This is a genomic window from Pseudomonas sp. DrBHI1, assembly GCF_002205115.1.
Classification (GTDB): Bacteria; Pseudomonadota; Gammaproteobacteria; order Pseudomonadales; family Pseudomonadaceae; genus Aquipseudomonas; species Aquipseudomonas mosselii.
In genome coordinates this window covers 183281-206457 of the sequence record NZ_NIBE01000057.1, presented here as the reverse complement: position 1 = coordinate 206457, position 23177 = coordinate 183281, and the positions used below count along the sequence as shown (strand labels likewise).

Below are 23177 nucleotides of genomic sequence, written 5' to 3'. Positions count from 1 at the left end.
ATGGATTGGCTGCGCGTCGTCCTGCGAATCCGATGGAATTATCTCTTCCAGGAGTCGCTCAATAGCGTATGAACCAGGGAGCGGATCTTGTGCCAGCACTTCAATTGTACGTAATCGAGTATGACCTTCACGGTGACCATCGGACGTTCATCATCCGCCTGGAGAAAATGGACAACGCCGTGGCTTGGCACTGGGCCAGTTGCGATGCCGGCGTTGGCATCATCCCAAGATTCAGTCAGCAGAAAATCAAGTTGGTCAGTCGACCGATGGCCGAGCGCTACGGCATCGCCAAGGTGAAGTGGCGGCTCGCTGGCGATGGCCCTGAATTCGTGGCGCCACCTATCGACGTCAAAAAGTTTTCGGGCGTTGCTGGAGGTAGTTGAAGCCCAGCGCCCGATCCATCTGCCCAGGGCCCAGGGTGCCCGCTGCAGCGCCTGGCACGAGGATGACCTTGCGACAGTCATCCTGCTTCTGATCGAACAACTTGTAGCCCATGGCTGCTTCTTCGAGGGCCAGGCGGTGAGTGACGATCAATTCCGGTTGTAGACGTCCTGCTTCGATGTGTTCCAGCAGTTCGGGCAGGTATTTCTGGACATGGGTCTGGCCCATCTTGAAGGTAAGGCCCTTGTCGAACGCGTCGCCGAACATGAATGCGTGAATGAAGCCCGCGTACACACCGGGGACACTCACGACGCCGCCACGCCGCACGGCTGCAATGCTCTGGCGCAATGCTTTGCCACTGCTGCCTTCAATCTTCAGGGCCGTCATCACCGTTTCGGCAGTGCTGCCCTTGGCCTCGAAACCGACCGCGTCGATCACTGCATCGACCCCGCGCATGCCGGGTGTCTGACGAATGATGCTGTCGGCTGGATCGTCGTCCTGCTCGAAATTGATCGGTATGACGCCGTAAGCCTCGCGGGCGTAGGCCAAGCGGTAATCATTGTCATCGACCATGAAGATGGTCTGAGCGCCGAGCATTCGCGCGCAGGCTGCGCTCAGCAAGCCCACTGGCCCGGCGCCGTAGACTGCCAACGTTGAACCCGGGCCAATCTCGGCATTGATGACCGCCTGCCAAGCGGTGGGCAGAATGTCCGAGAGGAACAGCACCTTGTCATCGGCCAGGTTTGTGGGCACTTTGAACGGGCCGACGTTACCCTTGGGTACCCTCACGTAATCCGCTTGGCCACCAGGGATTCCGCCATAGAGATGACTGTACCCGAACAGCGCGGCGCCCGGTAGAATGCCTTTCTTGTTGATGATCGAGCCACGACCTGTGTTGGTGGTTTCGCAGGCAGCGAACAGATCACGCTGACAGAAAAAGCAGTGGCCGCAAGCGATCACGAAGGGAATCACAACCCGATCGCCGATCTGGAGATTGGTGACGGCACACCCTGTGTCTTCGATGATGCCCATGAATTCATGGCCAAAGATATCGCCCGCTTCGGTTTCTGGAATTTTTCCTCGGTAGAGGTGCAGGTCGGAACCGCAAATGGCCGTAGCGGTGACCCTGAGGATGATGTCGTCTTCTTGCTCGATGATGGTATCAGGGACGTTATCGACTCTGACGTCGTTTGCTCCGTGGTAGGTCAGTGCTCTCATGAAAGTCAGCTCCTGCAGCCGCGTGTTTGCGTTATCGGTATGCAGGGGAAGCCATGGCGGACAGTAAAGTTCAGACCAACAAGTCTGGCGGTACTGATTTACTGCAGCCCCGAAAATTGGCGGAACCATTCAGATCATCCTGGTATCTGAGCAATCATCGTCGTACCGAGGAGCGCGAGGTGCTCGTGCGGACGATCCTGCCGACCTGGCTGCTGCTGACCGCAAAGCGGGTGGGGGGACTTGGCCCCCGCCCGATCAGAGCACTTTGTCGAGCGTGATCGGAAACTCCCTCACACGCTTGCCTGTGGCATGGTAGACCGCGTTGGCCACCGCAGCGGCCACCCCGACGACGCCGATTTCGCCCACGCCCTTGGACCCCAGTTCGTTGACAATGTCATCGTGCTCTTCAACGAAGATCACTTCGATATCCCCACAGTCTGCATTGACCGGAATGTGGTACTCCGCCAGGTTGTGATTGACGATGCGGCCTAGCCGATGGTCGGTCAACGCTGCTTCGTGCAGGGCCATGCCCACCCCCCACACCACGCCACCCAGGATCTGACTGCGCGCGGTTTTCGGGTTGACCACCCGTCCTGCGGCCACAGCGCTGACCACCCGGGAGACCTTGATCGTGCCAAGCTCTTCGTCGACGTGGACTTCCACGAATACCGCCGAATGGGTGGCGGTGGAGAATGGTTGGCGCCTGGCGCCGGGCTCGGCGTCGATCTGCACTTCGAACGCACCGGCGGGTGCGCTGGCGACGATGTCCGCCAATGCCAGGCGATGGCTGCCAGCGTGCAGATAGCCGTCGGCGAAAGCGATCTGCTGCCCGGCAGTGCTGGCCACCTGGGGGTGCATGTTGCGCGCGTGTGCCAGCACCTTGGCGCGCAGTACCTGGCAGGCCTGGCGCACGGCCGAGCCCACCGACGACACCGTGAATGATCCACCCTGAAGCGGTGCGGTGGGGAGTGAAGAGTCACCCAGCACGAAGGTGACATCCTGCACCCTGACGCCAGCTGCCTCGGCGGCGATCTGGGTCATGACGGTATAAGTGCCGGTCCCGATATCGGTGGTGGCACTGCTGACGGTGAGATGGCCCTGGGCATCGATGCGCGCCCTGGCGCTGGCCTTCATCTGCATGGCTTCCCAGACGCCGCCGGCCATCCCCCAGCCGACCAGCTGGTTGCCATTGCGCATGCTGCGCGGTTGGGGAGTGCGGTTATGCCAGCCAAAACGTTCGGCACCTTGCTGGTAGCACGCCAGCAGTTCCTTGCTGGAGTAAGGTTTGCCCTCGTTGGCGTTGTTGGCGGCGAAATTGCGCCGGCGCAGATCTACCGGGTCGACCTGCACTGCACAGGCGAGCTCATCCATGGCGCATTCCAGCGCAATCATCCCGGACGCAGCCCCAGGCGCCCGCATGTCCAGCGGGGTGTACACATCGAGCGAGGCCAGGCGATAGCTGAGCGCAACGTTGTCGCATTGGTAAAGCATGCCGCTCCATTCCACCAGGTGCTCGGTGAAGTCCTCGAAGCGGGAGGTCTGGCCAAGCGCATCATGAGCGATCGCCAGCAAGCGCCCGTTTGCGTCTGCACCCAGGCGCAAGCGTTGCTCGGTGCGGGGCCGGTAGCCAAAAGTGAACATCTGCTGGCGTGTCAGGGTCACGCGCACCGAGCGCTTCAGGTGCAACGCCGCCATCACTGCCAGCGGCAACTGGTACTGCGGGCGCAAACCCGAGCCGAAGGCGCCGCCGACGAATGCCGCGCGCACACGGATGTTTGCCTTGGGCAGGCCGAACACCTTGTGCAGGTAGTCCTGGCAGTTCTGCGTACCTTGGGTCTTGTCGTGGATTTCCAGGGTGCCGTCGGCCTTGTAGTGCACGGTCGACGCATGGGGCTCCATCGGGTTGTGGTGCTCGTTGGCCGTCAGGTAGGTGGCATCCACCTGCACCGGCGCCCTGGCAAACTGCCCGGCGAAGTCGCCACGCGGCGCTGGCGTTTCGGCGGGTGCCGCATGCGATTGTTGGCAGGCGCCCAGGTCTGTCTGGTGAGCCTGCTCGGCATAGTCGATTTTGATCAGCGAGCCTGCATAGCGGGCCAGTTCCAGGGTTTCGGCGATCACCAGCGCCAACGGTTGCCCACTGTACAGCACTCGATCATTGAACAAAGGCCGAAACGGTGAGCCCTCGGCAGTGTCGGCATCGCTGTAGTCGTTGTCATAACTGGATATAGGCGGGCGATGGCCATGGTCGAGCACGGCGATTACCCCGGGCACGCGCATGGCCTGCGTGCTGTCGATGTCGAGTACCCGGCCGCGGGCAATGGTACTGGACACGACGCTGCCGTGCAGCAGGCCCGCCTCGGGGTATTCGCCCGCATAGCGGGCCTGCCCGGTGACCTTCGCCACACCGTCCACGCGGTCCAGGGGTGTGCCGAATACGGGTGTGCTTTTGATCATGAGCGTGCCCTCCCGTCAGCGGCGCCGCGCGCCGCGTCATCCAATGCCCGTACGATTGCTCGCTGGGCGAGGGTCACCTTGAAACCGTTGTGGCTCAGGGGTTGTGCACCTTGCAGCAACGTTTGCGCGGCGCGGGTGAAGAGCGCTTCAGATGGCACCTGGCCAGCCAGCATGCACTCCACAACCGGGTCCCGCCAGGGTTTGTGGGCAACGCCGCCCAGCGCAAGGCGCGCCTGCCGGATCACATCGCCATCGAAATTCAAGGCGGCAGCGACGGACACCAGCGCGAACGCGTAGGAGGCGCGGTCGCGTATTTTCAGATATCGAAAATGATGTTCGAACATCGGGGGCGGCAGCTCGATGCCAGTTACCAGTTCAGCGACTGCCAGTTGATTGTCGCGTTCGGGCGTGTCCCCGGGCAGACGATGGAAATCCGCAAAGGGTATCTCCCGTTTACCCGACGGCCCTGCTACATGCACCACGGCTTCAAGCGCTGCCAATGCCACGCACATGTCCGAGGGATGGGTCGCGACACAGGCATCGCTGGCACCGAGAATGGCATGGATGCGGTTCGACCCTTTACGCGCAGGGCACCCGCTGCCGGGCTCACGTTTGTTGCAGGGGGTGCCGGTGTCGTAGAAGTAGTAGCACCGGGTACGCTGCAGCAAGTTGCCACCGGTGCTGGCCATGTTCCTCAACTGCGGTGACGCCCCGGCCAGGATCGCGTCCGACAGCAGTGGATAATGCTGCTCGATCATCGGGTGCCAGGCCAGCTCGGCATTGCTCACCAGAGCACCGATCAGTACACCGCCGTTCGAGGTGGGATGGATACCGTTCAGCTCAAGGCCGGTGATATCGATGAGCCGCTCGGGACGAACGACGTTTTCCTTCATCAGGTCGACAAGGTTGGTGCCCCCGGCGATGAAATGCGAGCGTGTGTCAGCCAAGCTCACCGCTTCGCGGACTGATGCGGGCTTGCAGTAGTTGAAGGGCATCATGAATTTGGCCCTCGTTGCGGCTGGGCTGCGCCTCTTATCAACGGCAGCGCTTCTTCCACCGCTGCGACGATGTTGCCGTAGGCACCACAACGGCAAAGGTTGCCGCTCATCTGCTCGCGGATGGCCTCGCGGGTGTCGGCACGTCCTTCGTGCGCAAGCCCGACCGCAGAGCAGATCTGCCCCGGGGTGCAGTAGCCGCACTGGAACGCATCGTGAGTAATGAAGGCGCGCTGCATCGGGTGCAGGGCGTCACCGTTGGCCAGCCCTTCGATGGTCACCAACTCGGCCCCGTCACACATGATGGCCAAGGTCAGGCAGGCATTGACGCGCTTGCCGTCGCGCAGCACCGTGCAGGCACCGCACTGACCATGATCGCAACCTTTCTTGGTGCCGATCAGGTCCAATTGCTCACGCAGCAGGTCGAGCAAGGTAACCCAGGGATGCACCTGCAGGGTTCGGGGCTGACCATTGAGGGTCAGACAGATGGGGTGCTCTGCAGCCCCGTTGGAAGCGATCGCGCTCATGGTAGGTCCTCACGGTCAGGGTTCGCGCAGTCGGCTGCGTCTTAGTCGTGCGACCGGGCCGGCCGAATAAACGTTCAGCCGGCTCGCCGAGGTGTCGCTCATTTCTTGCCAGGCAGCACCGAGCCGAGCACCTGCTTGGCTGTCTGCACGATGATGCCCGCCTGGTCGGGGTCTCCCTTGAGCAAGGTACCGGCAAACTTCTTCGCCTGTTCCAGCGTGATGTGGGGAGGCAGGGGCGGCACGTTCGGGTCGGTCTTGAACTCGATCAGTACGGGTCGATCAGCCGCCAGGGCGCGCTCCCACGCAGCGGCAACGTCCTCTTCGCGATCTACGTAGATACCTTGCAGGCCAATGGACATGGCAAACACATGGTAGGGCACGTCAGGGATTGTCTGCGACGCGTCGAACTTGGGGTCCCCCTCCATGACCCGTTGCTCCCAAGTCACCTGGTTGAGGTCCTCATTGTTGAACACGGCACAGATCCATTGAGGGTTGTCCCACTGCTGCCAGTATTTGGCCACGGTGATCAATTCGGCGAGGTTGTTCATCTGCATCGCCCCATCGCCCACCAGGGCAACCACGGTCCGTTGCGGGTGGGCGAACTTGGCTGCAATCGCATAAGGCACGGCTGCGCCCATGCAAGCCAGGCCGCCAGACAGCGAACACTGCATCCCGTGGCGAATCTGCAGGTCGCGGGCAAACCAGTTGGCGCAGGAGCCGGAGTCGCTGGTGATGATGGCGTGGTCGGGCAGGCGAGGAGACAGTTCATGGACCACGCGTTGCGGGTTGATCGGGTCAGCCTTGACCAGCGCGCGTTTGGCCACGGTCCTGTCCCACCGTGCACGCCAGGTCTCTACCTTGTCGCGCCAGCGCCGGTCGGTCTTGTGCTCAACCAACGGCAACAGTGCGCGCAATGTTTCGCTGGCGTCGCCGACCAGGTTGACCTCCATCGGATAGCGCAGGCTGAGCATGTCGGGTTGCAGGTCGATCTGCACGCCACGCGCCTGGCCTTCCCTGGGCAAAAACTCGGAATAGGGAAAGCCGGAGCCGATCATCAGCAAGGTGTCGCATTCGGTCATCAGCTGATAGCTGGGTTCGGTGCCGAGCAGGCCTATCGATCCGGTGACCCACGGCAGCTCATCCGGCAGCACAGCCTTGCCCAACAGCGCTTTGGCAACCCCGGCACCCAGTCTTTCGGCGATTGAAATGACCTGGTCTGTCGCCTGCAGTGCGCCGGCACCCACCAGTATCGCCACCTTTCGCCCAGCGTTTAATACATCGGCGGCGCGCTGCAGGTCTTCGTCGAACGGCAACACGCGGGGCTTGCTGTAGCCGATGCCGGAATGCACGGTACCGTGGGCCCTCGGTGGTTCGTTGTAAGGTAGGTCCTGCAGGTCGTTGGGCAGGATGATGGTGGTGACGCGGCGTTCGCCGACGGCCGTACGCACTGCACGGTCAAGCAGGTGGCGCACTTGCTCCGGTGTCGATGCCTGCTGGACGAACGCACCGGCGACGTCCTTGAACATCGACAGCAGGTCCAGCTCCTGCTGGTAGTGCCCGCCCAGTGCCGCGCGGGCCTGTTGACCCACGATGGCCAGTACCGGCTGGTGATCCATGCGTGCATCGTACAGGCCGGTAAGCAGGTGCGAGGCGCCCGGGCCGGAGGTGGCGATGCACACGCCGAGCTCGCCGGTGAACTTGGCATGGGCGCTGGCCATGAAGGCGGCCATTTCCTCATGGCGGGCCTGGATGAATTGAATCTTGCCGTTGGCCCGACTCAGCGCGCCGAACACACCATTGATGCCGTCGCCGGGGTAACCGAAGATGCGCCGTACGCCCCATTGATACAAACGCTCCACCAGAAAGTCGCCTACCGTGCCGGTCATTGCCTGCTCCCGTTCTGTTATCGATAGGCGTCTGGAGTTGGCACGTGGCAGGAAAGTTTCATCGGTCTGTGTAGCGCTCTGCCGGCCGGAACCTGGCAACAGCCGAGGGGCTCGAAGGTAAACCAATCACTCGATCAGGAAGCGCATCATGACGCGCATGAATACGCAAGATGCCAGCGTGCAGGCCTTGTTTTTCGAAGACGACGGCGCGACGCCGAATAGCCGTTTTCCGGTACTGCTCTACCGGCTGAAACTCGATCGGGCAGGGGATACTGCCAGCGCCTTCGAGGCCCTGTTTGCGGCTCACGAATGGACCCCGCTCTGGCGCGACGGGATCTTCGATTATCACCACTTTCATCCTAACGCCCACGAGGCACTCGGGATTGCCGGTGGGCGGGCCCGATTGACGCTTGGCGGGGAATGCGGGCAAAGCGTGAGCGTGGAGCGGGGGGATGTGCTGGTGCTGCCAGCAGGCACGGGCCATCGCTGCATCGAGTGCAGTGATGATTTCCTGGTGGTGGGCGCCTATCCTCACGGGCAGGAAGATTACGACATCCAACGGCCCGATAGTGCGGCGCACCTGCGTGCCTTGGAGCGCATCGCCAAGGTGCCGCAGCCTGAGCAGGATCCGGTCAGTGGCTTGCATGGCGCGTTGAAGACACGCTGGCGATGAGGCTGCACATAATTTCTATGTGTTTGAGTGTTTCTGGTGCTTGGCTGGGACTCGGTCACAGGCTATCGGGATCCCCGAAGGCACAGGGCATCAGGGCAGTGCAGAGTGCTTGATAGCGTGCATTGAAAGCCCGCAGGGCGAGAGGTCTATGGCGGCAACACGTCCCCGTTACAGCAGCGCGGTAGTCAAGGTTACAGGTTAGGCTGATGGACAGATGCAATGACAGTGGGGGCGTCAACCTGATTGCGTTTACGGCGTGGGCTGCTTGGAGGGCTTACGGATGATGGCACGCTGGCGTTGGGTCGCTGTTACGGGGTCTTCGGAAATGATAGATGCCGGTCAAGTGAGCACAGCTGAGCAGCCCTCGATCAGTAATAGAGAGGACTGCTCTGAAGACATTTGCAAACGGCTATCCGTTTACGTCCACAATCAAGCGACCCCGGATCTTTCCATTTATCAAGTCTGAGGCTGACGCGATCACGCTTTGCAGGCCGATTTCTTTTGTCATGAGCGATAATGCGCCCAGGTTCAGCTGAGTCGAGAGTCTCTCCCACGCTTGCACTCGTCGCTCATAAGGCTGAGTCACGCTATTGATGCCGAGCAGGCTTACCCCTCTGAGAATGAACGGCGCGACGGTGGCCGGAAAATCCATACCTTGAGCCAATCCGCAGGCAGCTACCAAACCTTCGGACATTGTGCTTGCGCACGCATTGACTAGCGTATGGCTGCCGACCGAGTCCACGACGGCCGCCCATTTCTCTTTCGCCAACGGACGCCCCGGGGCCGACAGTTCGGCGCGGTCGATGATAGTTGTCGCACCCAGGCTTTTCAGGTACTCGTGCTCACTGGATTTGCCTGTGGCGGCGGTTACGGTATACCCCGCACCTGCCAGAAGGCTGATGGCGAAACTGCCCACGCCGCCGGTGGCGCCGGTAACCAGCACTGGCCCGTGGGAGGGTTTCAGCCCATGGCGTTCCAATGCCATCAGGCACAACATGGCGGTGTAACCGGCTGTGCCAATGGCCATCGATTGGCGCTCATTCAGCCCCTGGGGATGGGGGATGAGCCAGTCGGCGTTCAACCGAGCCTTTTGTGCAAGGCCTCCCCAATGGCCCTCGCCAACGCCCCAGCCATTGAGCAGCACGCGATCGCCAGGCTGGTAGCGAGGATCGTCACTCGTCTCGACAGTACCCGCGAGGTCGATACCAGGGACCATCGGAAACTGACGTACAACCGGCCCCTTACCGGTGATTGCCAGCGCATCTTTGTAGTTCAAGGTGCTGTAGGCCACCTTGACGGCCACGTTTGCGGGTGGGAGTTGATCCTCCCGCAGCTCGGTGACGCGGGCGGTGTGTTGGTCATCTTGCTTCTCGATCAGAATGGCATTGAACATGGTGCGCCCTCATTTAGACCGGTTGTCTTTAAATCATCCGAAAGGAATCAGTGGGTGATTCCGTTCAGAAAACCTTGATAGAAAATGTCCAGCGGACGGACATTCTGCGTAAGCCGTGCACGAAGCACAGCACCCTCCCAACCTACCCAAAAGTAGGCTGCGAGTGCCTTGCAATCATGTTCGCAAGGCACTTCTCCCAGATTGACTGCTTCTTCCAGGCAGGCTGCCAAGCGCTGCTCCCAATCCTGCAGGGTCAGTTCCAGCTGTTCGCGGAAGCTGTCGGGGAGCACCAGTACCTCTTGGCCAAGGTTGCCTACCAGGCAGCCTCTTCTAAACTGATACCGGGCCATCCCCGCTTTCGCCTCCTCGACGAAGTTGGACAGCCGTCGCAAGGGCGATGCGCTCAAATCACCGAAGTTGCGCTCGAGCTTTTGAGCGAAATAGTCGGCATAGCGTTGCAGTACGGCTTGGCCAAATGCTTCTTTACTGTCGAAGTAGTGATAAAACGAACCCTTGGGCACCTGCACGCGCTTGAGCACGGCCTCGATGCCGGTGGCGGCGAAGCCTTGTTCGGTGAGGATTTCCATACCGCAACGCAATAGCATTTCGAGGGTTTCGCCATGCTCACGTGCAACTTTGGGGGGGCGGCCTCGACGAGGTGCAGGTTTGGAGATAGTCATGCGTTGTAATTTAGACTGATCGTCTCTAATGTCAACCTCCGAGCGATTCGATCCCCGAGCAGCCGAGTGTTGGATGCGTCATGAAAAAGCGTTTACCGCCCTTGAACTGGCTTCGAGCATTTGAGGTTTCTGCCCGGATGCTCAATTTCACCCACGCCGCTGAAGAGCTCAACCTCACGCAAGCGGCGATCAGCCAGCAGGTTAAAGCGTTGGAGTCCCAGCTTGGCGTTGCGTTGTTCAAGCGTCTGCCACGTGGACTTGAGCTTACCGAGGTGGGTAAATCGTATTTTCCAGTGGTCAGAGAGTCGGTTGAACGCCTGGCTGCATCGACCGACGAAATCTTTGGGCAAGGCCATCGCAGCGCACTCATTTTGCGTAGCAGTCTGGTTTTTTTTACCCACTGGATAGCCCCGCGCTTACCTCGATTTCAAGCAAGCCATCCAGACATACCCATTCGCATTGCCAGCAACATCTGGGTGGATGAAACAGCGTTCGATGCCGATCTCGAAATCCGCTACGGGCAGGGCCGCTGGCCCGGCATGAAGGCTGAACGATTGACCTGGGATACCCTGGTGCCGGTGTGTTCGCCTGCGCTGATCACGCAAGACCGCCCGCTGCAGCGCCCCAAGGACCTTGCCAGACACCCGTTGCTGCACGTGTTGGGTTATGAGGAGGGGTGGGGCTACTGGCTGAAGAAGAACCATGCGGAGAACGTTGATTCCTCGCAAGGGTTGCAGTTCGACACCCTTATCTCGGCATTGACGGTGGCGGAATTGGGGCAGGGTGTAGCCCTGGCGCGTTCCTCGTTGGTCAAGCACCTGTTGGATCAAGGCCGTCTCGTAGCCCCCCTCGGGCGCAGTGTGCCCACCAAGGAGGCGTTCTACCTGGTGTATGCCGCCCACAGCATGGTTAACCCTGACGCCGCGGCTTTTGCGCAGTGGCTGTGCGAGGAGGCACAGGCCTTCAGGGACGAGCACCGCTCGCTGGAGGAGGAAAACGCCAAGCGATAAGGAAATTTCCACAGCAATAAAAAAAATGGCCCCTTAGGGCCATTTTTTATTGCTTTCGCGATGCCGTCGAATTTCTGAAAGTAGCTTCCACATCGCAAGCCCTTGGATGGATCAATCGTCCAGGTGACCGGTTGGTACGAGGTCTCAATAACAACAATAACCGCGCCGGCGAATCTCGTTGGCCCGGGGCTAAGTAGGGTTATCGTCATGCAGCATTGCAACCAATTGCCTTTGCAAGGCGTCAATGTCATCGATTTTGGTCAGTACATCGCAGGCCCTGCCGTCGCGATGATCCTTGCGGACCTGGGCGCGACTGTCGTACACATCGACCCGCTCGACGGGCCGCTGTGGGACAGCCCAGCCAACGCCACGCTCAACCGCAACAAGCTCTGCCTGCGGCTGGATCTGAAGACTGCCCAGGGGCTGCATCAGGCTCGCGAACTCATCTCCCGCTCAGACATTGTGATCGAAAACTTCCGGCCGGGTGTCATGTCCCGGCTGGGCCTTGATTTCGCAGCGCTGCGGCGCGCTCGCCCTGAGCTGATCACGCTATCGATCCCTGGGTTTGCCAGTGATGACGAACTGCGTGCGCAGTGGCGTGCGACGGAGGCGGTGATCGCTTCGGCCTCCGGTGTGTTCACCGATATGGGCCAGAACCGCGTACTGATGGGCATCAACCCCAGTTTTTCGCCGCTTCCGCTGGCGTCGGCCTATGGCACCATGCTGGCTGTGTCTTCTGTCGTGCTTGCCTTGCAGGCGCGTGAGAAGCACGGCGTTGGCGATCAGATCGAAGTGCCGCTGGCCGCCGCCGTGATGGAAGGTCTGTCGTACAACTCGATCAAGATCGACGGCTACCCGCTGCGTTACAAGACGCTGCGTGAGAAGGAGAGCGAGCGGCGCCGTGCCGAAAACCTGCCGATGAACCTGAGCTACCAGGACCTGCAGGAGTTCCTCGACCCGTTCTACCGCACCTATGAATGTGCCGATGGCCGCAAGTTCTACGCCGTTTGCCCGTCCCATCGTGAGCATGCCAAGCGCTGCCTGCAGGCAATGGGCATCTATGAGGAAATGGTGGTCGCCGGCCTGCCGAAAGTAGATGACCCCTACCTGCCGATCGACCAATGGGAAGGCAATGCATCCCTGGGCGTTTACCCGTTGCCGGCTGATTGGGCGGCGCGTATTTCTGCCAGGATGAAAGAGGTGTTCCTGACCAAAACAGCCGCCGAGTGGGAGGTCATCTTCGGTGAAGGGCGTTTCCCTGGGGCGCCACACAGATCGACCCAGGAGTGGCTCCACGACGAGCACTCGAATACTGCTGGGTTGATCGTCGAGGTCGATGACCGCGAGTTCGGCGTGATGAAGCAGCCTGGCCCAATTGCCTGGTTGGAGGGGTGTTCGGAGCCCATGCTCAAGCCGCTGTCGCGTCGTGATGTCAGCTTCGAGCAAGCGCTGGCAACACTGTCCGAACGTCCTGATCCTGTATTGCCGCCTGCCAAGCTCGACACGCCTGCCGGTTGGCTGGAAGGCGTGAAGATCCTCGACCTGACGAACGTGATCGCAGGGCCGCACTCGACATCGTTCCTGGGCCGCTTCGGCGCAGATGTCATCAAGCTCGACCCTGTGGTGCCCAACTATGACCCGTGGAATACCGTGGTCTTCGGCATGTCGTCGGCACGTGGCAAGGAAAGTGTGCTGGTCGATCTGAACAAGCCCGAAGGGCGCGAGGTTTTCAATCGCCTCGTGCGCGAGGTCGATGTAATCGTCATGAACGCGCCGGATCGCCAATTGGCACCGCTGGGCCTTGATGAGGCGAGTCTGCAGGCGGTGAATCCTGGCGTGATCTTCTGTCAGCTGGACTGCTTCGGCGGCCCGCGTCGCGGACCTCGTACGGATTATCTGGGGTATGACGACCTGATCCAGGCCACTACCGGAATCATGCTGCGCTTTGGCGGCGGCATGGAAACGCCGGAAGAACATGCACATGTCGGCACGATCGATGTGATGTGCGGGTTTGCTGCTGCGCTGGGCGTGGCAACCGCCCTGTATCGTAAGCATCACTCGGGTGAGGCCTACCGGGCACGCACCTCGTTGGCTTCGCTGGGCAACCTGGTGCAAATTCCATTCTGCTACGACTACCCAGGCCGTGGCCCATTCAATGAGCCATCCGGCCGTGACGTGGTCGGCTACAGCGACCTTTCCCGGTTCTACAGGACGGCGGATGGCTGGATCTACCTGGATGCCAGCGAAGGGGAGCTGCACAAGTTCGCGGCCATCGCCGATCTCAGCGGCGTGACCTGCGCAAGTGATCGGGTGGGCTATCTGCAATCTGCTATCGGCAGGATGAGCAGCGCGGTGCTTCAAGAGCGCCTGCAGGCTGCCAACATCGCTGCCGCAGTACCGGACAACATCGATCACCTGCGCAGCCAGTACAGCCGCAGTGCCGATGGCCAGCCGGGTATCGAGAATGGCAGCTACTCCTTCAGCATCTATAACGACCATCCGAGCGGGCATCGGGTTACGCAACTCGATCCTTACGCCATTCGCCCACGGGTCGGGCGTATCCGAGCGCTGTCACCGGCTGAGAAGTTCGGTGCCTCGACTCGCAAGGTGCTGAGCCGCTACGGCTACACCGAGGCGCAGATTCAGTCGCTCCTGGACGCCAGCGCAATCGGCGAATCCTGGAGTGAAGAATATCTGCCGAGCTGACTGCTGAGGGCAGGTCAAGGCGCTGGATTTCCCGCCCTGGCTTGCCCATTTCGATCAAGCGAACACGAGCCCAAGGCTGCTCGCGGGCGCGTTCATGCCCAAAAAATGAGATAGAGCCATGAATTACAACAGCATCCTTCCACGAATCCTGCAAACCGGAGCTGGTGCCAGCCAGCAAATCCATCAGGTTCTAGCCAGCCTGGGCTGCCACAAACCGCTGATCATCACTGACCGGATGATGGTCGAGCTAGGCTACGCAGGGCGTATCAGCGCAGTCCTGGCAGAGCAGGGGATTCAAGGCGACGTATTTTCCGACACCGTACCCGAGCCGACCGTCGCTTCGATTCAAGCCGGCGTAGCGACCGCCAGGGAAGGTGGCTACGACAGCATCATCGCACTGGGCGGCGGAAGCCCTATCGATAGCGCCAAAGCGATCGGCATTCTGGCCAAATTCGGCGGTGTCATGCGCGATTACAAGTTCCCGCGCAACGTGACCGAGATAGGTTTGCCGATCATTGCCATTCCAACCACTGCCGGCACTGGCTCGGAAGTGACCCGGTTCACCATCATCACCGACGAATCGACTGACGAAAAAATGCTCTGTGTGGGCGCAGGATTCATGCCGGTGGCGGCACTGGTCGATTACGAACTCACGCTGTCGTTGCCACCTCGCGTCACCGCCGATACCGGTATCGATGCATTGACCCACGCCATCGAGGCATACGTCAGCAAGAAAGCGAACCTGTTTAGCGATGCCCAGGCACTGGCTGCCATGCGCCTGATCGGGCCGAACCTGCGCAAGGTCTACCACGACGGTAGCGACCGTGCTGCGCGCGAAGCCGTGATGCTGGGGTCGACTTTGGCGGGCCTGGCGTTCTCTGCAGCTTCCGTTGCCCTGGTGCACGGCATGAGCCGCCCGATCGGCGCGGCATTCCATGTGCCCCATGGTTTGTCGAACGCCATGCTGCTGCCTGAAGTGACAGCCTTTTCCATTCCCGCTGCACGTGATCGGTACGCCGATTGCGCACGTGCCATGGGCGTCGCCACGCAAAGCGACAACGACCAGTCGGCGGTAGAGAAACTGCTGGATGAGCTGGTGGCGATCAATGATGAGCTCAAGGTGCCCACCCCTGCAGAGTTCGGCATCGATCGCGAAAAATTCTTCGAGCTGATGCCAACCATGGCCGCTCAGGCGCTGGCGTCCGGTTCACCTGGCAATAATCCGCGTGTACCGACCGAGGCCGAGATGGTCGAGCTGTATCGCAGCCTTTGGTAGTGGCGCCTCATCGCATTATTTGAATAACAAAAAGTGGAGTTACACATGAATACTGTCGGTCATCTGATTAACGGCGACGTTGTTGTCGAATCCAAGCGCACCCAGGATGTCTTCAACCCTGCCACCGGCCAGGTCGCTCGCCAGGTCGCCCTGGCATCGAGCCAGACCGTGGAGCACGCCATCGCGACTGCTGAGGCTGCTTTCCCGGCCTGGCGTGATACGCCGCCCATCAAGCGCGCACGTATCATGTTCCGCTTCAAGGAACTGCTGGAGCAGAACGCTGATGCGATCTGCAAACTGATTGGTGAAGAACACGGGAAGATTTCCCATGATGCGGCAGGCGAACTGCAGCGGGGTATCGAGAACGTCGAGTACGCTTGCGGGATCGCCGAGCTCCTGAAAGGTGAACACAGCAAGAATGTCGGCCCGAACATCGATGCCTGGAGCGAGTTCCAGCCCCTGGGCGTGGTGGCAGGTATCACGCCGTTCAACTTCCCAGTGATGGTGCCGCTTTGGATGATCCCGGTGGCCATTGCGGCAGGCAACTGCTTCATCCTCAAACCTTCCGAACGCGATCCAAGCTCCACGTTGTTCATTGCCCAACTGCTGCAGGAAGCGGGCCTGCCCAAGGGTGTACTTAATGTGGTGAACGGCGACAAGGAAGCGGTCGATATCCTGCTGCGCGACTCGCGCATCCAGGCAGTCAGCTTCGTAGGTTCGACCCCGGTGGCCGAGTACATCTACGCCACCGCCACGGCTCACGGCAAACGCTGCCAGGCACTGGGTGGGGCGAAAAACCACGCCATCGTCATGCCAGACGCCGACATCGACAATGCGGTAAACCAGCTGCTGGGCGCGGCGTTCGGTTCCTCCGGTGAGCGTTGCATGGCCCTGTCGGTCGCCGTTGCGGTGGGCGACGCGGCAGCCGATGCGCTGATCGCCAAGATGAAAGAAGCCATGAAGAACCTGAAGGTAGGGGCTTACAACGACAGCACGAACGACTTTGGCCCGGTGATTACCCGCCAGCACCAGCAGAAGGTGGTCGGCTACATCGACAGCGCCGAAGAGCAGGGTGCTACGGTGGTTGTCGACGGTCGTCAGCCAAACGTTGCGGGCTATGAGGAAGGCTTCTTCGTCGGCGGCACCCTGATCGATCACGTCACCCCAGACATGCAGAGCTACAGGGAAGAGATCTTTGGTCCGGTTCTGCAGGTCGTGCGTGTCAACAGCATGCAGGAGGCCATGGCGTTGATCGACAAGCACGAGTACGGCAATGGTACGTGCATCTTTACCCGTGACGGTGAGGCTGCTCGTTACTTCTCCGACAACATCAAGGTGGGCATGGTCGGCATCAATGTGCCGCTGCCAGTACCTGTCGCGTACCACAGCTTCGGCGGTTGGAAGCGCTCGCTGTTCGGTGACTTGCATGCCTACGGGCCGGATGGCGTGCGGTTCTACACCCGACGCAAGACCGTTACCCAACGCTGGCCGTCGTCAGGTGTTCGCGAGGGTGCTGAATTCTCCATGCCGACCATGAAGTAACGCATGTACAAGAGGTGTGCCTGGCTGTCGCCAAGCACACCGTTTCGTATGACACCGATGATCAATGATCGTCGTACTGCCGAGTGATGGTGTGCTGTTTTGTGGTGCCGCTGAAATAATAATTAGATAAAGCTAGAGGCGAATATGAATAATAAGCACAATATATGTTCGGGAAAGGCGGGTGGCCTTTCATTTCTTCAAGGGACGAGGTCTGTTCGAGCAAGGTTTGCAGTTCGTGCTTGACCTATCTGTATTCAACAGGTGTTTGGTGTTGAGTCGAAACGTTCTGAGGAGGTATGCCAAATGAGTACGTTGAAAGAAGGTGCGTCGATGGATGGGCGGGTGTTTTGGCCATCCATTGCAGTGATACTTGGCGTCACAATTCCGCTTATTGCATTTCCCGAGGCTGGAAATGCAGTGATCAATCAAATGTTTGCGTTTGCCACCGGCAAGTTTGGCTGGCTCTACTTGGTTTCAGGCCTGATGACGGTCGCGTTTCTGTTGTGGATGGCGTTCGGGCGCTATGGAAATATACGCCTTGGGCGAAAGAGTGACGCGCCAGAATTTTCCTATTTCAGCTGGGTCGCCATGATTTTTTGTGGCGGTATCGGCATCGCGATTGTCAATTGGGCCTGGGTTGAGCCGATTTATTATTTCAACGGCCCTCCTTTGAATGTCGCGGCTCACAGTCGGGAAGCGGCAGAGTGGGCGTTGACTTACGGACAGTTCCATTGGGGCCTGACCCCATGGGCATTCTATTGCCTGCCAGCCTTGCCGATTGCCTATTCGATGTATGTACGCCGGCAGCCAGGGGTGAGATTGTCCGTGGCTGCCCGTGGTGTGCTGGGTGAGAAGTCCAACGGGTGGCTGGGCCTTACACTGGATACGGTGGTGGTGTTCGGGATCGTGGGTGGCGTGGGCACTTCCCTCGGCCTGGCCGTTCCGCTGGTTTCGACCTTGGCGGGTGACATCTTCGGTATTCAGCAGTCCTTCGCATTCGACATGGGTGTGCTGGCGCTCTGGACACTGATGTTCGGCATGAGTGTGTGGTTCGGACTGAGCAAAGGGATCAAGATTCTCAGTGATATCAACGTCTACCTGGCGTTTGCACTGCTGTTGTTCGCGGCCGTCGTGGGCCCCACGCTGCTGCTGATCAACGGCTGGGCAAACAGCCTGGGCCTGATGATCAATAACTTCATTCACATGAGCTTGTGGACGGATCCGGTTGCCAAGGGTTCTTTCCCTCAGGACTGGACAATTTTCTATTGGGCCTGGTGGATTGCCTATGCACCCATGATGGGCTTGTTCGTCGCCCGAATTTCCCGGGGGCGAACGATCAAGGAACTGATTCTGGCCGAGCTTGTGTGGGGCAGCCTGGGGTGCTGGGTATTCTTCGCAGTCTGGGGCGGGTACTCACTTAATCTGCAACTCAGTGGTGAGTTGGATATCAGCGCCATCTTGACCGCGCAAGGTATCCCTGCGGCGGTGCTCGCCATTTTGAAAACCATGCCCTATTCGGGTATTGCTATTGCAGCGTTCGTGCTCCTTTGCTTTGTGTTCCTGGCGACAACGCTTGATTCGGCGGCCTATGTGCTTGCTTCGGTGACATCGAAAGAACTCAGTGGTTATGAGGAGCCTCAGCGCTGGCTGCGAATTGTATGGGCGCTGTTGCTGGCGGTCATCGGCATCGGGCTTCTCAAGGTGGGCGGGTTGAAGGCTGTGCAAACATCTACCATCGTCGTCGCACTGCCATTGATTCCCGTACTTGGCGTACTGGCTTGGTCACTGCTTCGCATGATTCGTGCAGATCTTGGGCATGCACTAGGAACGACCGAAGTTGTTTTGGACGACGCGCTAACGCTTGACAAGACTCCTGAAATGGACCAGCGACAGACTGCTGATACTGTCTTGATTACGATACACCCAGAGGCTAGATAGCAAGATTTCTATTTTTCTGCTTACTAGGAAGAACCCAGAATTTTCTGGGCTCTTCCTTTCCACCCAGCATATGTATGCCGGACTCTAAGGATTCTGTTAACAGCAGCGGAACGCTATCGAACGGCTATTTGGTTGGTTGAAGGAGCTCCGCCGCCTGGGTACACGCTATTGCAAGCTAGCGGAAGGCTTCGCAGTGATAATTATGTGGCTTGCTGGCGGCGGTGTTTACGACATTACTTTTCGTACAGCGCATAACAAGCGTGCGCGAAGCCCCTAAAGACTTTCAGGGTCGCCGAAGAACATTTGGACAGGTCTCTAGCGCGGGTTTTGCGGGTAGAAAAATCAGAAATTTACCCCCAAAAATACCCGCGATACCCCCAGTAGAATGCGCGATCGAGAATGGCGATTTCTGACAACTTTCGTACAGGCGCTCGCTGGACTTCAGTGTACCTCCACGGTTGAGTGGTCGAAGACGGGACAAGGCGGAATTCCTATTGGAATGCATTTCACGAAGGGCTGCTATCGACCCTTTGCAGCTGTTCGGGGTATCTACGAAACCGAGGTCGATTCAGTTTGTACAAATCATCCGAGCTCACTGATATTCTCGTCTGGCTTGACACGAAGACTGAGTGCATCGATCTGCCCACAAGCAATGGCCATACCGACAAGCGCTGGCAAGCTCTCGGCCTGCATTCGTTTCATCACGCGGCTTCGATAGAGATCGATGGTCTTGGTGCTGACATCGAGGTGTTCGGCAATCTCCCGGTTGCTGAACCCCTGCACCAGCGGGATGAAGACATCCTGCTCTCGCGGGGTGAGGGCGTTGATGCGCTCCTGAACCGAGGCAAGCTCCGTCATGCCAGCCAGTGAGCTCCCTGCTTGCTGCAGCGCTGCCTGAACGCTGTCCAGCAACAGTTGATCGTTGTAGGGCTTTTCGATGAAGTCGCAGGCACCGGATTTGAATGCGCGCACGACAATCGGCACATCGGCATGGGCGCTGACAAAGATGACCGAGGTCTTGATATCACGTTTTTGCAGCGCTTCCTGTACAGCCAGCCCACCCATGCCAGGCATGCGCACATCAAGCAATACACAAGCCGGCCCGCTCAGGTCTGCCGCATCCAGAAAGGCCTGGCCGTTCGTGAAAGGCACGGCCTCGAGGCCTACCGACTCCAGCAGCCAGACCGTCGAGTCGAGCATGCCCTGATCATCGTCGATCACATAAACCCTTGGCTTCATCGCCGGTTGTCGCTCCTGAGGTTATTGGTCGGCAGGCGGCAGCACAGCACCAGACCACCTGACTCATAGGCACGCGCATGCAGGTTGCCACCAAAGCCTTCGACAATACTTCGGCTCATCGACAGGCCAAGCCCAAGCCCCTCGGGCTTGCTGGTGATAAACGGGGTGAAGATCTCATCGAGGCGTTCAGCAGGGACACCGCATCCCTGATCTGCCACTTCGATCTGCAGCCAATCGCCTTGGCGCTCTGCCGTGAGAAATATACGTGATGGTTGGCTGGAATGCTGCTCACGATTGGCTTCGATGGCGTTGCGCAGAAGGTTGAGCAGGACCTGCTCCAGCAGTACCCGGTCGGCGTTCACCCTCGGCAACTGCCCGCCCAGGCGTTGCTCGATACGCACCTGCGCGCCAGCCGCTTCCCAGGCGCACAGGCGCATGGCTTCCTCGATCACTTCGCCAATCTCCAGTGCCTGCAGCTGGCGTGGACCCTTGCGCAGGAAGGCGCGCAGGCGACGGATAACCTCGGCGGCATGGGTGGCCTGGGCGTTGATGCGCTGCAGCCCCTGCTCGACCCGGTCCCGCGCCTGGGGATCGTGCTCCAGGTTGCTCAGGTAGCGCAGGCTGGCATTGCTGTAGTTGAGCACCGCGGCCAGTGGCTGGTTGATCTCGTGGGCGATACCCGAGGCCAGCTCGCCCAGGGTGGCGACCCGGGCGCTGTGGGCCAGGGTTTCCTGGGCCTCGATGCGCAGAGTGATGTCGCGGGACACGGCGACGATCTCCACCACGGCGCCGGTGTAGGTCTCGCGGATCGCCCTGCAGGCGATTTCGAACCAGCGATAGCGGCCATCGGCATGCCGCACGCGACAGGTCATGGTGTGGTAGCCGTCCGCGTCCAGCGCGGTGCCGGCCTGCAGCAAGGCCTGGAGGCGCTCGCCCGGGTGCAGAAGACCACGCACGAGGCTGCCGCGCAGTTGTTCGGGCCACAGCCCGAGCAGGCGGAACGCGGCAGGGGTGGCATCGAGAAAGCGTCCGTCCGGGCTGTGCCGCGAGATCAGGTCGGTGGTGTTCTCGGTGATCAGCCGGTACAGCCTTCGCGCGCGACTGGCTTCGCGCTCGCCACCGCGTTCGGCGCTGGCGTCGCGGCAGCGCGCCAGTACCTGTTGGTGTTGGTCATCGGGAATGAAGGTCCAGAGCAGGATGCGCCCGTTGGCCTCGGCCTCGACCTCGCTGATGGCCCGGCCTTGCTTCAGGCTGGCGCGTACCAGCTCGACATGGTTGGCGGGCAGCCATTGCGCCAGGGGCGGCCCCTGGCGAACCAAGGCCTCGCAGGCAGGATTGAGCTGCACGGGGCTGGCGTCAGCGGCCAGCAGCAGGCTGGGTTGTGGGTCCAGGGCGAGCAGGGGAGAGCAGGTGGCGATCACGATAAAAGGCTCTTTTATAGTAGTTTTACCATATTGCTATAGTCGATCTTCCAGATACGATAGCGGTTCGCGTAAAAAAGCGACAGGGAGGAAAACGCCTCCCACACCCTGATCAGAGCTAACAATCAGCCACCGGGGGCTTGCGCACAGCGCGCGCCTGCCTCCACTACAGGACCCGCGCATGTCGATATTCTCCCAGGGCCTGATGCCCGCACCGGTCAACCACGTCGCCCTGACGCCACTCAGCTTCATCGAACGCACCGCCGCAGTGTATGGCCAGTACCCGGCCGTGATCCATGGCGCCATCCGCCGCGACTGGGCCGCAACCTATGCCCGTTGCCGGCGCCTGGCCAGTGCCCTGCAGGGCCGTGGCGTGGGTCGCGGCGACACGGTGGCGGTGATGTTGCCGAACATTCCCGCCATGCTCGAAGCGCACTTCGGCGTGCCGATGATCGGCGCCGTGCTCAACACCCTCAACGTTCGCCTGGACGCCGAGGCCATTGCCTTCATGCTGCGTCATGGTGAGGCCAAGGTGCTGATCGGTGATCGCGAGTTCCACGGCGTCATCAAGGACGCCCTGGCCTTGCTCGAACACCCACCTCTGGTGATTGATGTGGACGACCCGGAATATGGCGAAGGCCAGCCGGTCAGCGATCTGGACTACGAGGCCCTGCTGGCCGAAGGCGACCCCGAGTTCGCCTGGGAATGGCCCGAGGACGAATGGCAGGCGATCTCGCTCAACTACACCTCCGGCACCACCGGCAACCCCAAGGGCGTGGTCTATCACCACCGTGGCGCCTACCTCAACGCCATCGGCAACCAGATGACCTGGGCCATGGGCCACCGCCCGGTGTACCTGTGGACCCTGCCGATGTTCCACTGCAACGGTTGGTGCTACCCCTGGACCATTACCGCCCTGGCCGGCACCCATGTGTTCCTGCGCCGGGTCGATCCGCAGAAAATCCTCACCCTGATTCGCGAGCACCGGGTCAGCCACCTGTGCGGCGCACCGATCGTGCTCAACGCCTTGGTCAACATGCCCGAGAGCGCCAAGGCCGCCATCGAGCACCCGGTTCAGGCGATGGTTGCCGGCGCGGCGCCACCGGCCAAGGTGATCGGCGCGGTTGAGGAGATGGGCATTCACATCACTCACACCTATGGTCTGACCGAGGTTTACGGCCCGGTGACGGTGTGCGCCTGGCACGCGCAATGGGATGCCTTGACCCTGGAAGAGCGGGCGCGGATCAAGTCGCGCCAGGGCGTGCGCTACCCGACCCTGGACGGCCTGATGGTCGCCGACCCGCAGACCTTGGAACCGGTGCCGCGCGACGGCAATACCCTGGGCGAGATCTTCATGCGCGGCAATACGGTGATGAAGGGGTACCTGAAGAATCCCGAGGCCACCGCCGAGGCCTTCCGCGGCGGCTGGTTCCACACCGGTGACCTGGCGGTGTGGCATGCCGACGGCTACGTCGAGATCAAGGATCGACTCAAGGACATCATCATTTCCGGCGGCGAAAACATCTCCACCATCGAGGTCGAGGACGTCCTGTACAAGCATCCCGCCGTGCTCGAGGCCGCGGTGGTCGCCCGCCCCGACGAGAAATGGGGCGAGACGCCCTGCGCCTTCGTCACCCTCAAGAACGGCCACGGTGCCACCCGCGAAGGCGAGATCGTCGCCTGGTGTCGCGAACACCTGGCTGGCTTCAAGATGCCCAAGACCGTGGTGTTTGGCGAATTGCCCAAGACCAGTACCGGCAAGATCCAGAAGTACGTGCTGCGCGACCGCGCCCGGGCGCTCTGAGCGTTCAGCCACAGCGGCCAGTGCGGCCGCATCG

The 23177-nt window shown here is 60.4% G+C and carries 17 protein-coding genes and 1 pseudogene; 9 read left to right on the top strand and 9 right to left on the bottom strand.

Annotation, left to right across the window (positions count from 1 at the left end):
* Nucleotides 1-68 precede the first annotated feature (68 nt).
* Nucleotides 69-383 (top strand): DUF6555 family protein, encoded by a 315-nt coding sequence (locus CC207_RS11455; protein WP_028689333.1) that lies wholly within the window; start codon nt 69-71, stop codon nt 381-383.
* Here the strand turns inward: CC207_RS11455 and CC207_RS11450 are convergent.
* The 5 genes from CC207_RS11450 to CC207_RS11430 all read right to left on the bottom strand — a co-directional run bounded on the left by CC207_RS11450 (nt 349) and on the right by CC207_RS11430 (nt 7461).
* A complete protein-coding gene (locus CC207_RS11450; RefSeq protein ID WP_088852119.1) occupies nt 349-1599 on the bottom strand; it encodes a zinc-dependent alcohol dehydrogenase in 1251 nt (416 codons plus the stop codon). The genes CC207_RS11455 and CC207_RS11450 overlap by 35 nt on opposite strands.
* Before the next feature lie 255 nt (nt 1600-1854).
* Nucleotides 1855-4053 (bottom strand): xanthine dehydrogenase family protein molybdopterin-binding subunit, encoded by a 2199-nt coding sequence (locus tag CC207_RS11445; RefSeq protein ID WP_088852118.1) that lies wholly within the window; start codon nt 4051-4053, stop codon nt 1855-1857.
* Nucleotides 4050-5051 (bottom strand): xanthine dehydrogenase family protein subunit M, encoded by a 1002-nt coding sequence (locus CC207_RS11440; protein WP_062573746.1) that lies wholly within the window; start codon nt 5049-5051, stop codon nt 4050-4052. The genes CC207_RS11445 and CC207_RS11440 overlap by 4 nt, the downstream gene beginning before the upstream one ends.
* Nucleotides 5048-5575 (bottom strand): (2Fe-2S)-binding protein, encoded by a 528-nt coding sequence (locus CC207_RS11435; protein WP_062573747.1) that lies wholly within the window; start codon nt 5573-5575, stop codon nt 5048-5050. Before CC207_RS11435 ends, CC207_RS11440 begins: the two co-directional genes overlap by 4 nt.
* A 98-nt stretch (nt 5576-5673) precedes the next feature.
* Nucleotides 5674-7461, bottom strand: coding sequence for a thiamine pyrophosphate-requiring protein (locus CC207_RS11430; RefSeq protein WP_088852117.1), 1788 nt, complete (start codon nt 7459-7461; stop codon nt 5674-5676).
* A 148-nt stretch (nt 7462-7609) separates the two neighbouring features.
* On the opposite strand from CC207_RS11430, the gene CC207_RS11425 reads away from it, so the two are divergent.
* A complete protein-coding gene (locus tag CC207_RS11425) occupies nt 7610-8134 on the top strand; it encodes a cupin domain-containing protein (protein WP_088852116.1) in 525 nt (174 codons plus the stop codon).
* 409 nt (nt 8135-8543) lie between these two features.
* Here CC207_RS11425 and CC207_RS11420 read toward each other — a convergent pair whose 3' ends face one another.
* Together CC207_RS11420 and CC207_RS11415 are read right to left on the bottom strand one after the other, a co-directional pair.
* A complete protein-coding gene (locus CC207_RS11420) occupies nt 8544-9527 on the bottom strand; it encodes an MDR family oxidoreductase (protein ID WP_062364375.1) in 984 nt (327 codons plus the stop codon).
* Nucleotides 9528-9574: 47 nt separating this feature from the next.
* Nucleotides 9575-10207 carry a TetR/AcrR family transcriptional regulator gene (locus CC207_RS11415; RefSeq protein WP_178080964.1) on the bottom strand — a complete coding sequence of 211 codons (633 nt, stop codon included), beginning with the start codon at nt 10205-10207 and terminating at the stop codon, nt 9575-9577.
* An 80-nt stretch (nt 10208-10287) separates the two neighbouring features.
* On the opposite strand from CC207_RS11415, the gene gcvA reads away from it, so the two are divergent.
* The 6 genes and pseudogenes from gcvA to CC207_RS11385 form a co-directional block, all read left to right on the top strand.
* Nucleotides 10288-11217 carry a transcriptional regulator GcvA gene (gene gcvA / locus CC207_RS11410; protein WP_028689341.1) on the top strand — a complete coding sequence of 310 codons (930 nt, stop codon included), beginning with the start codon at nt 10288-10290 and terminating at the stop codon, nt 11215-11217.
* 207 nt (nt 11218-11424) lie between these two features.
* On the top strand, nt 11425-13923 hold the full coding sequence (locus CC207_RS11405; protein WP_088852114.1) for a CoA transferase: 2499 nt from the start codon (nt 11425-11427) through the stop codon (nt 13921-13923).
* Between the two features lie 118 nt (nt 13924-14041).
* Nucleotides 14042-15199: an iron-containing alcohol dehydrogenase gene (locus CC207_RS11400; RefSeq protein WP_088852113.1), complete on the top strand. Its 1158-nt coding sequence runs from the start codon at nt 14042-14044 to the stop codon at nt 15197-15199.
* 45 nt (nt 15200-15244) lie between these two features.
* The gene (locus CC207_RS11395; protein ID WP_088852112.1) at nt 15245-16741 is read left to right on the top strand and encodes a CoA-acylating methylmalonate-semialdehyde dehydrogenase; all 1497 of its coding nucleotides are present in this window, start codon (nt 15245-15247) and stop codon (nt 16739-16741) included.
* Between the two features lie 303 nt (nt 16742-17044).
* Nucleotides 17045-18679 carry a BCCT family transporter gene (locus tag CC207_RS11390; protein WP_088852111.1) on the top strand — a complete coding sequence of 545 codons (1635 nt, stop codon included), beginning with the start codon at nt 17045-17047 and terminating at the stop codon, nt 18677-18679.
* Between the two features lie 100 nt (nt 18680-18779).
* Nucleotides 18780-18934: pseudogene (locus tag CC207_RS11385) on the top strand (transposase); the annotation flags it as partial.
* Between the two features lie 327 nt (nt 18935-19261).
* Here the strand turns inward: CC207_RS11385 and CC207_RS11380 are convergent.
* Nucleotides 19262-19918, bottom strand: coding sequence for a response regulator transcription factor (locus CC207_RS11380; protein WP_069017762.1), 657 nt, complete (start codon nt 19916-19918; stop codon nt 19262-19264).
* Nucleotides 19915-21339, bottom strand: a complete 1425-nt coding sequence (locus CC207_RS11375) for a sensor histidine kinase (RefSeq protein ID WP_036985830.1) — start codon at nt 21337-21339, stop codon at nt 19915-19917. Before CC207_RS11375 ends, CC207_RS11380 begins: the two co-directional genes overlap by 4 nt.
* 181 nt (nt 21340-21520) lie before the next feature.
* Here CC207_RS11375 and CC207_RS11370 point away from each other — a divergent pair, with 181 nt between their 5' ends.
* Nucleotides 21521-23143 carry an acyl-CoA synthetase gene (locus CC207_RS11370; protein ID WP_062364358.1) on the top strand — a complete coding sequence of 541 codons (1623 nt, stop codon included), beginning with the start codon at nt 21521-21523 and terminating at the stop codon, nt 23141-23143.
* Nucleotides 23144-23177 lie beyond the last annotated feature (34 nt).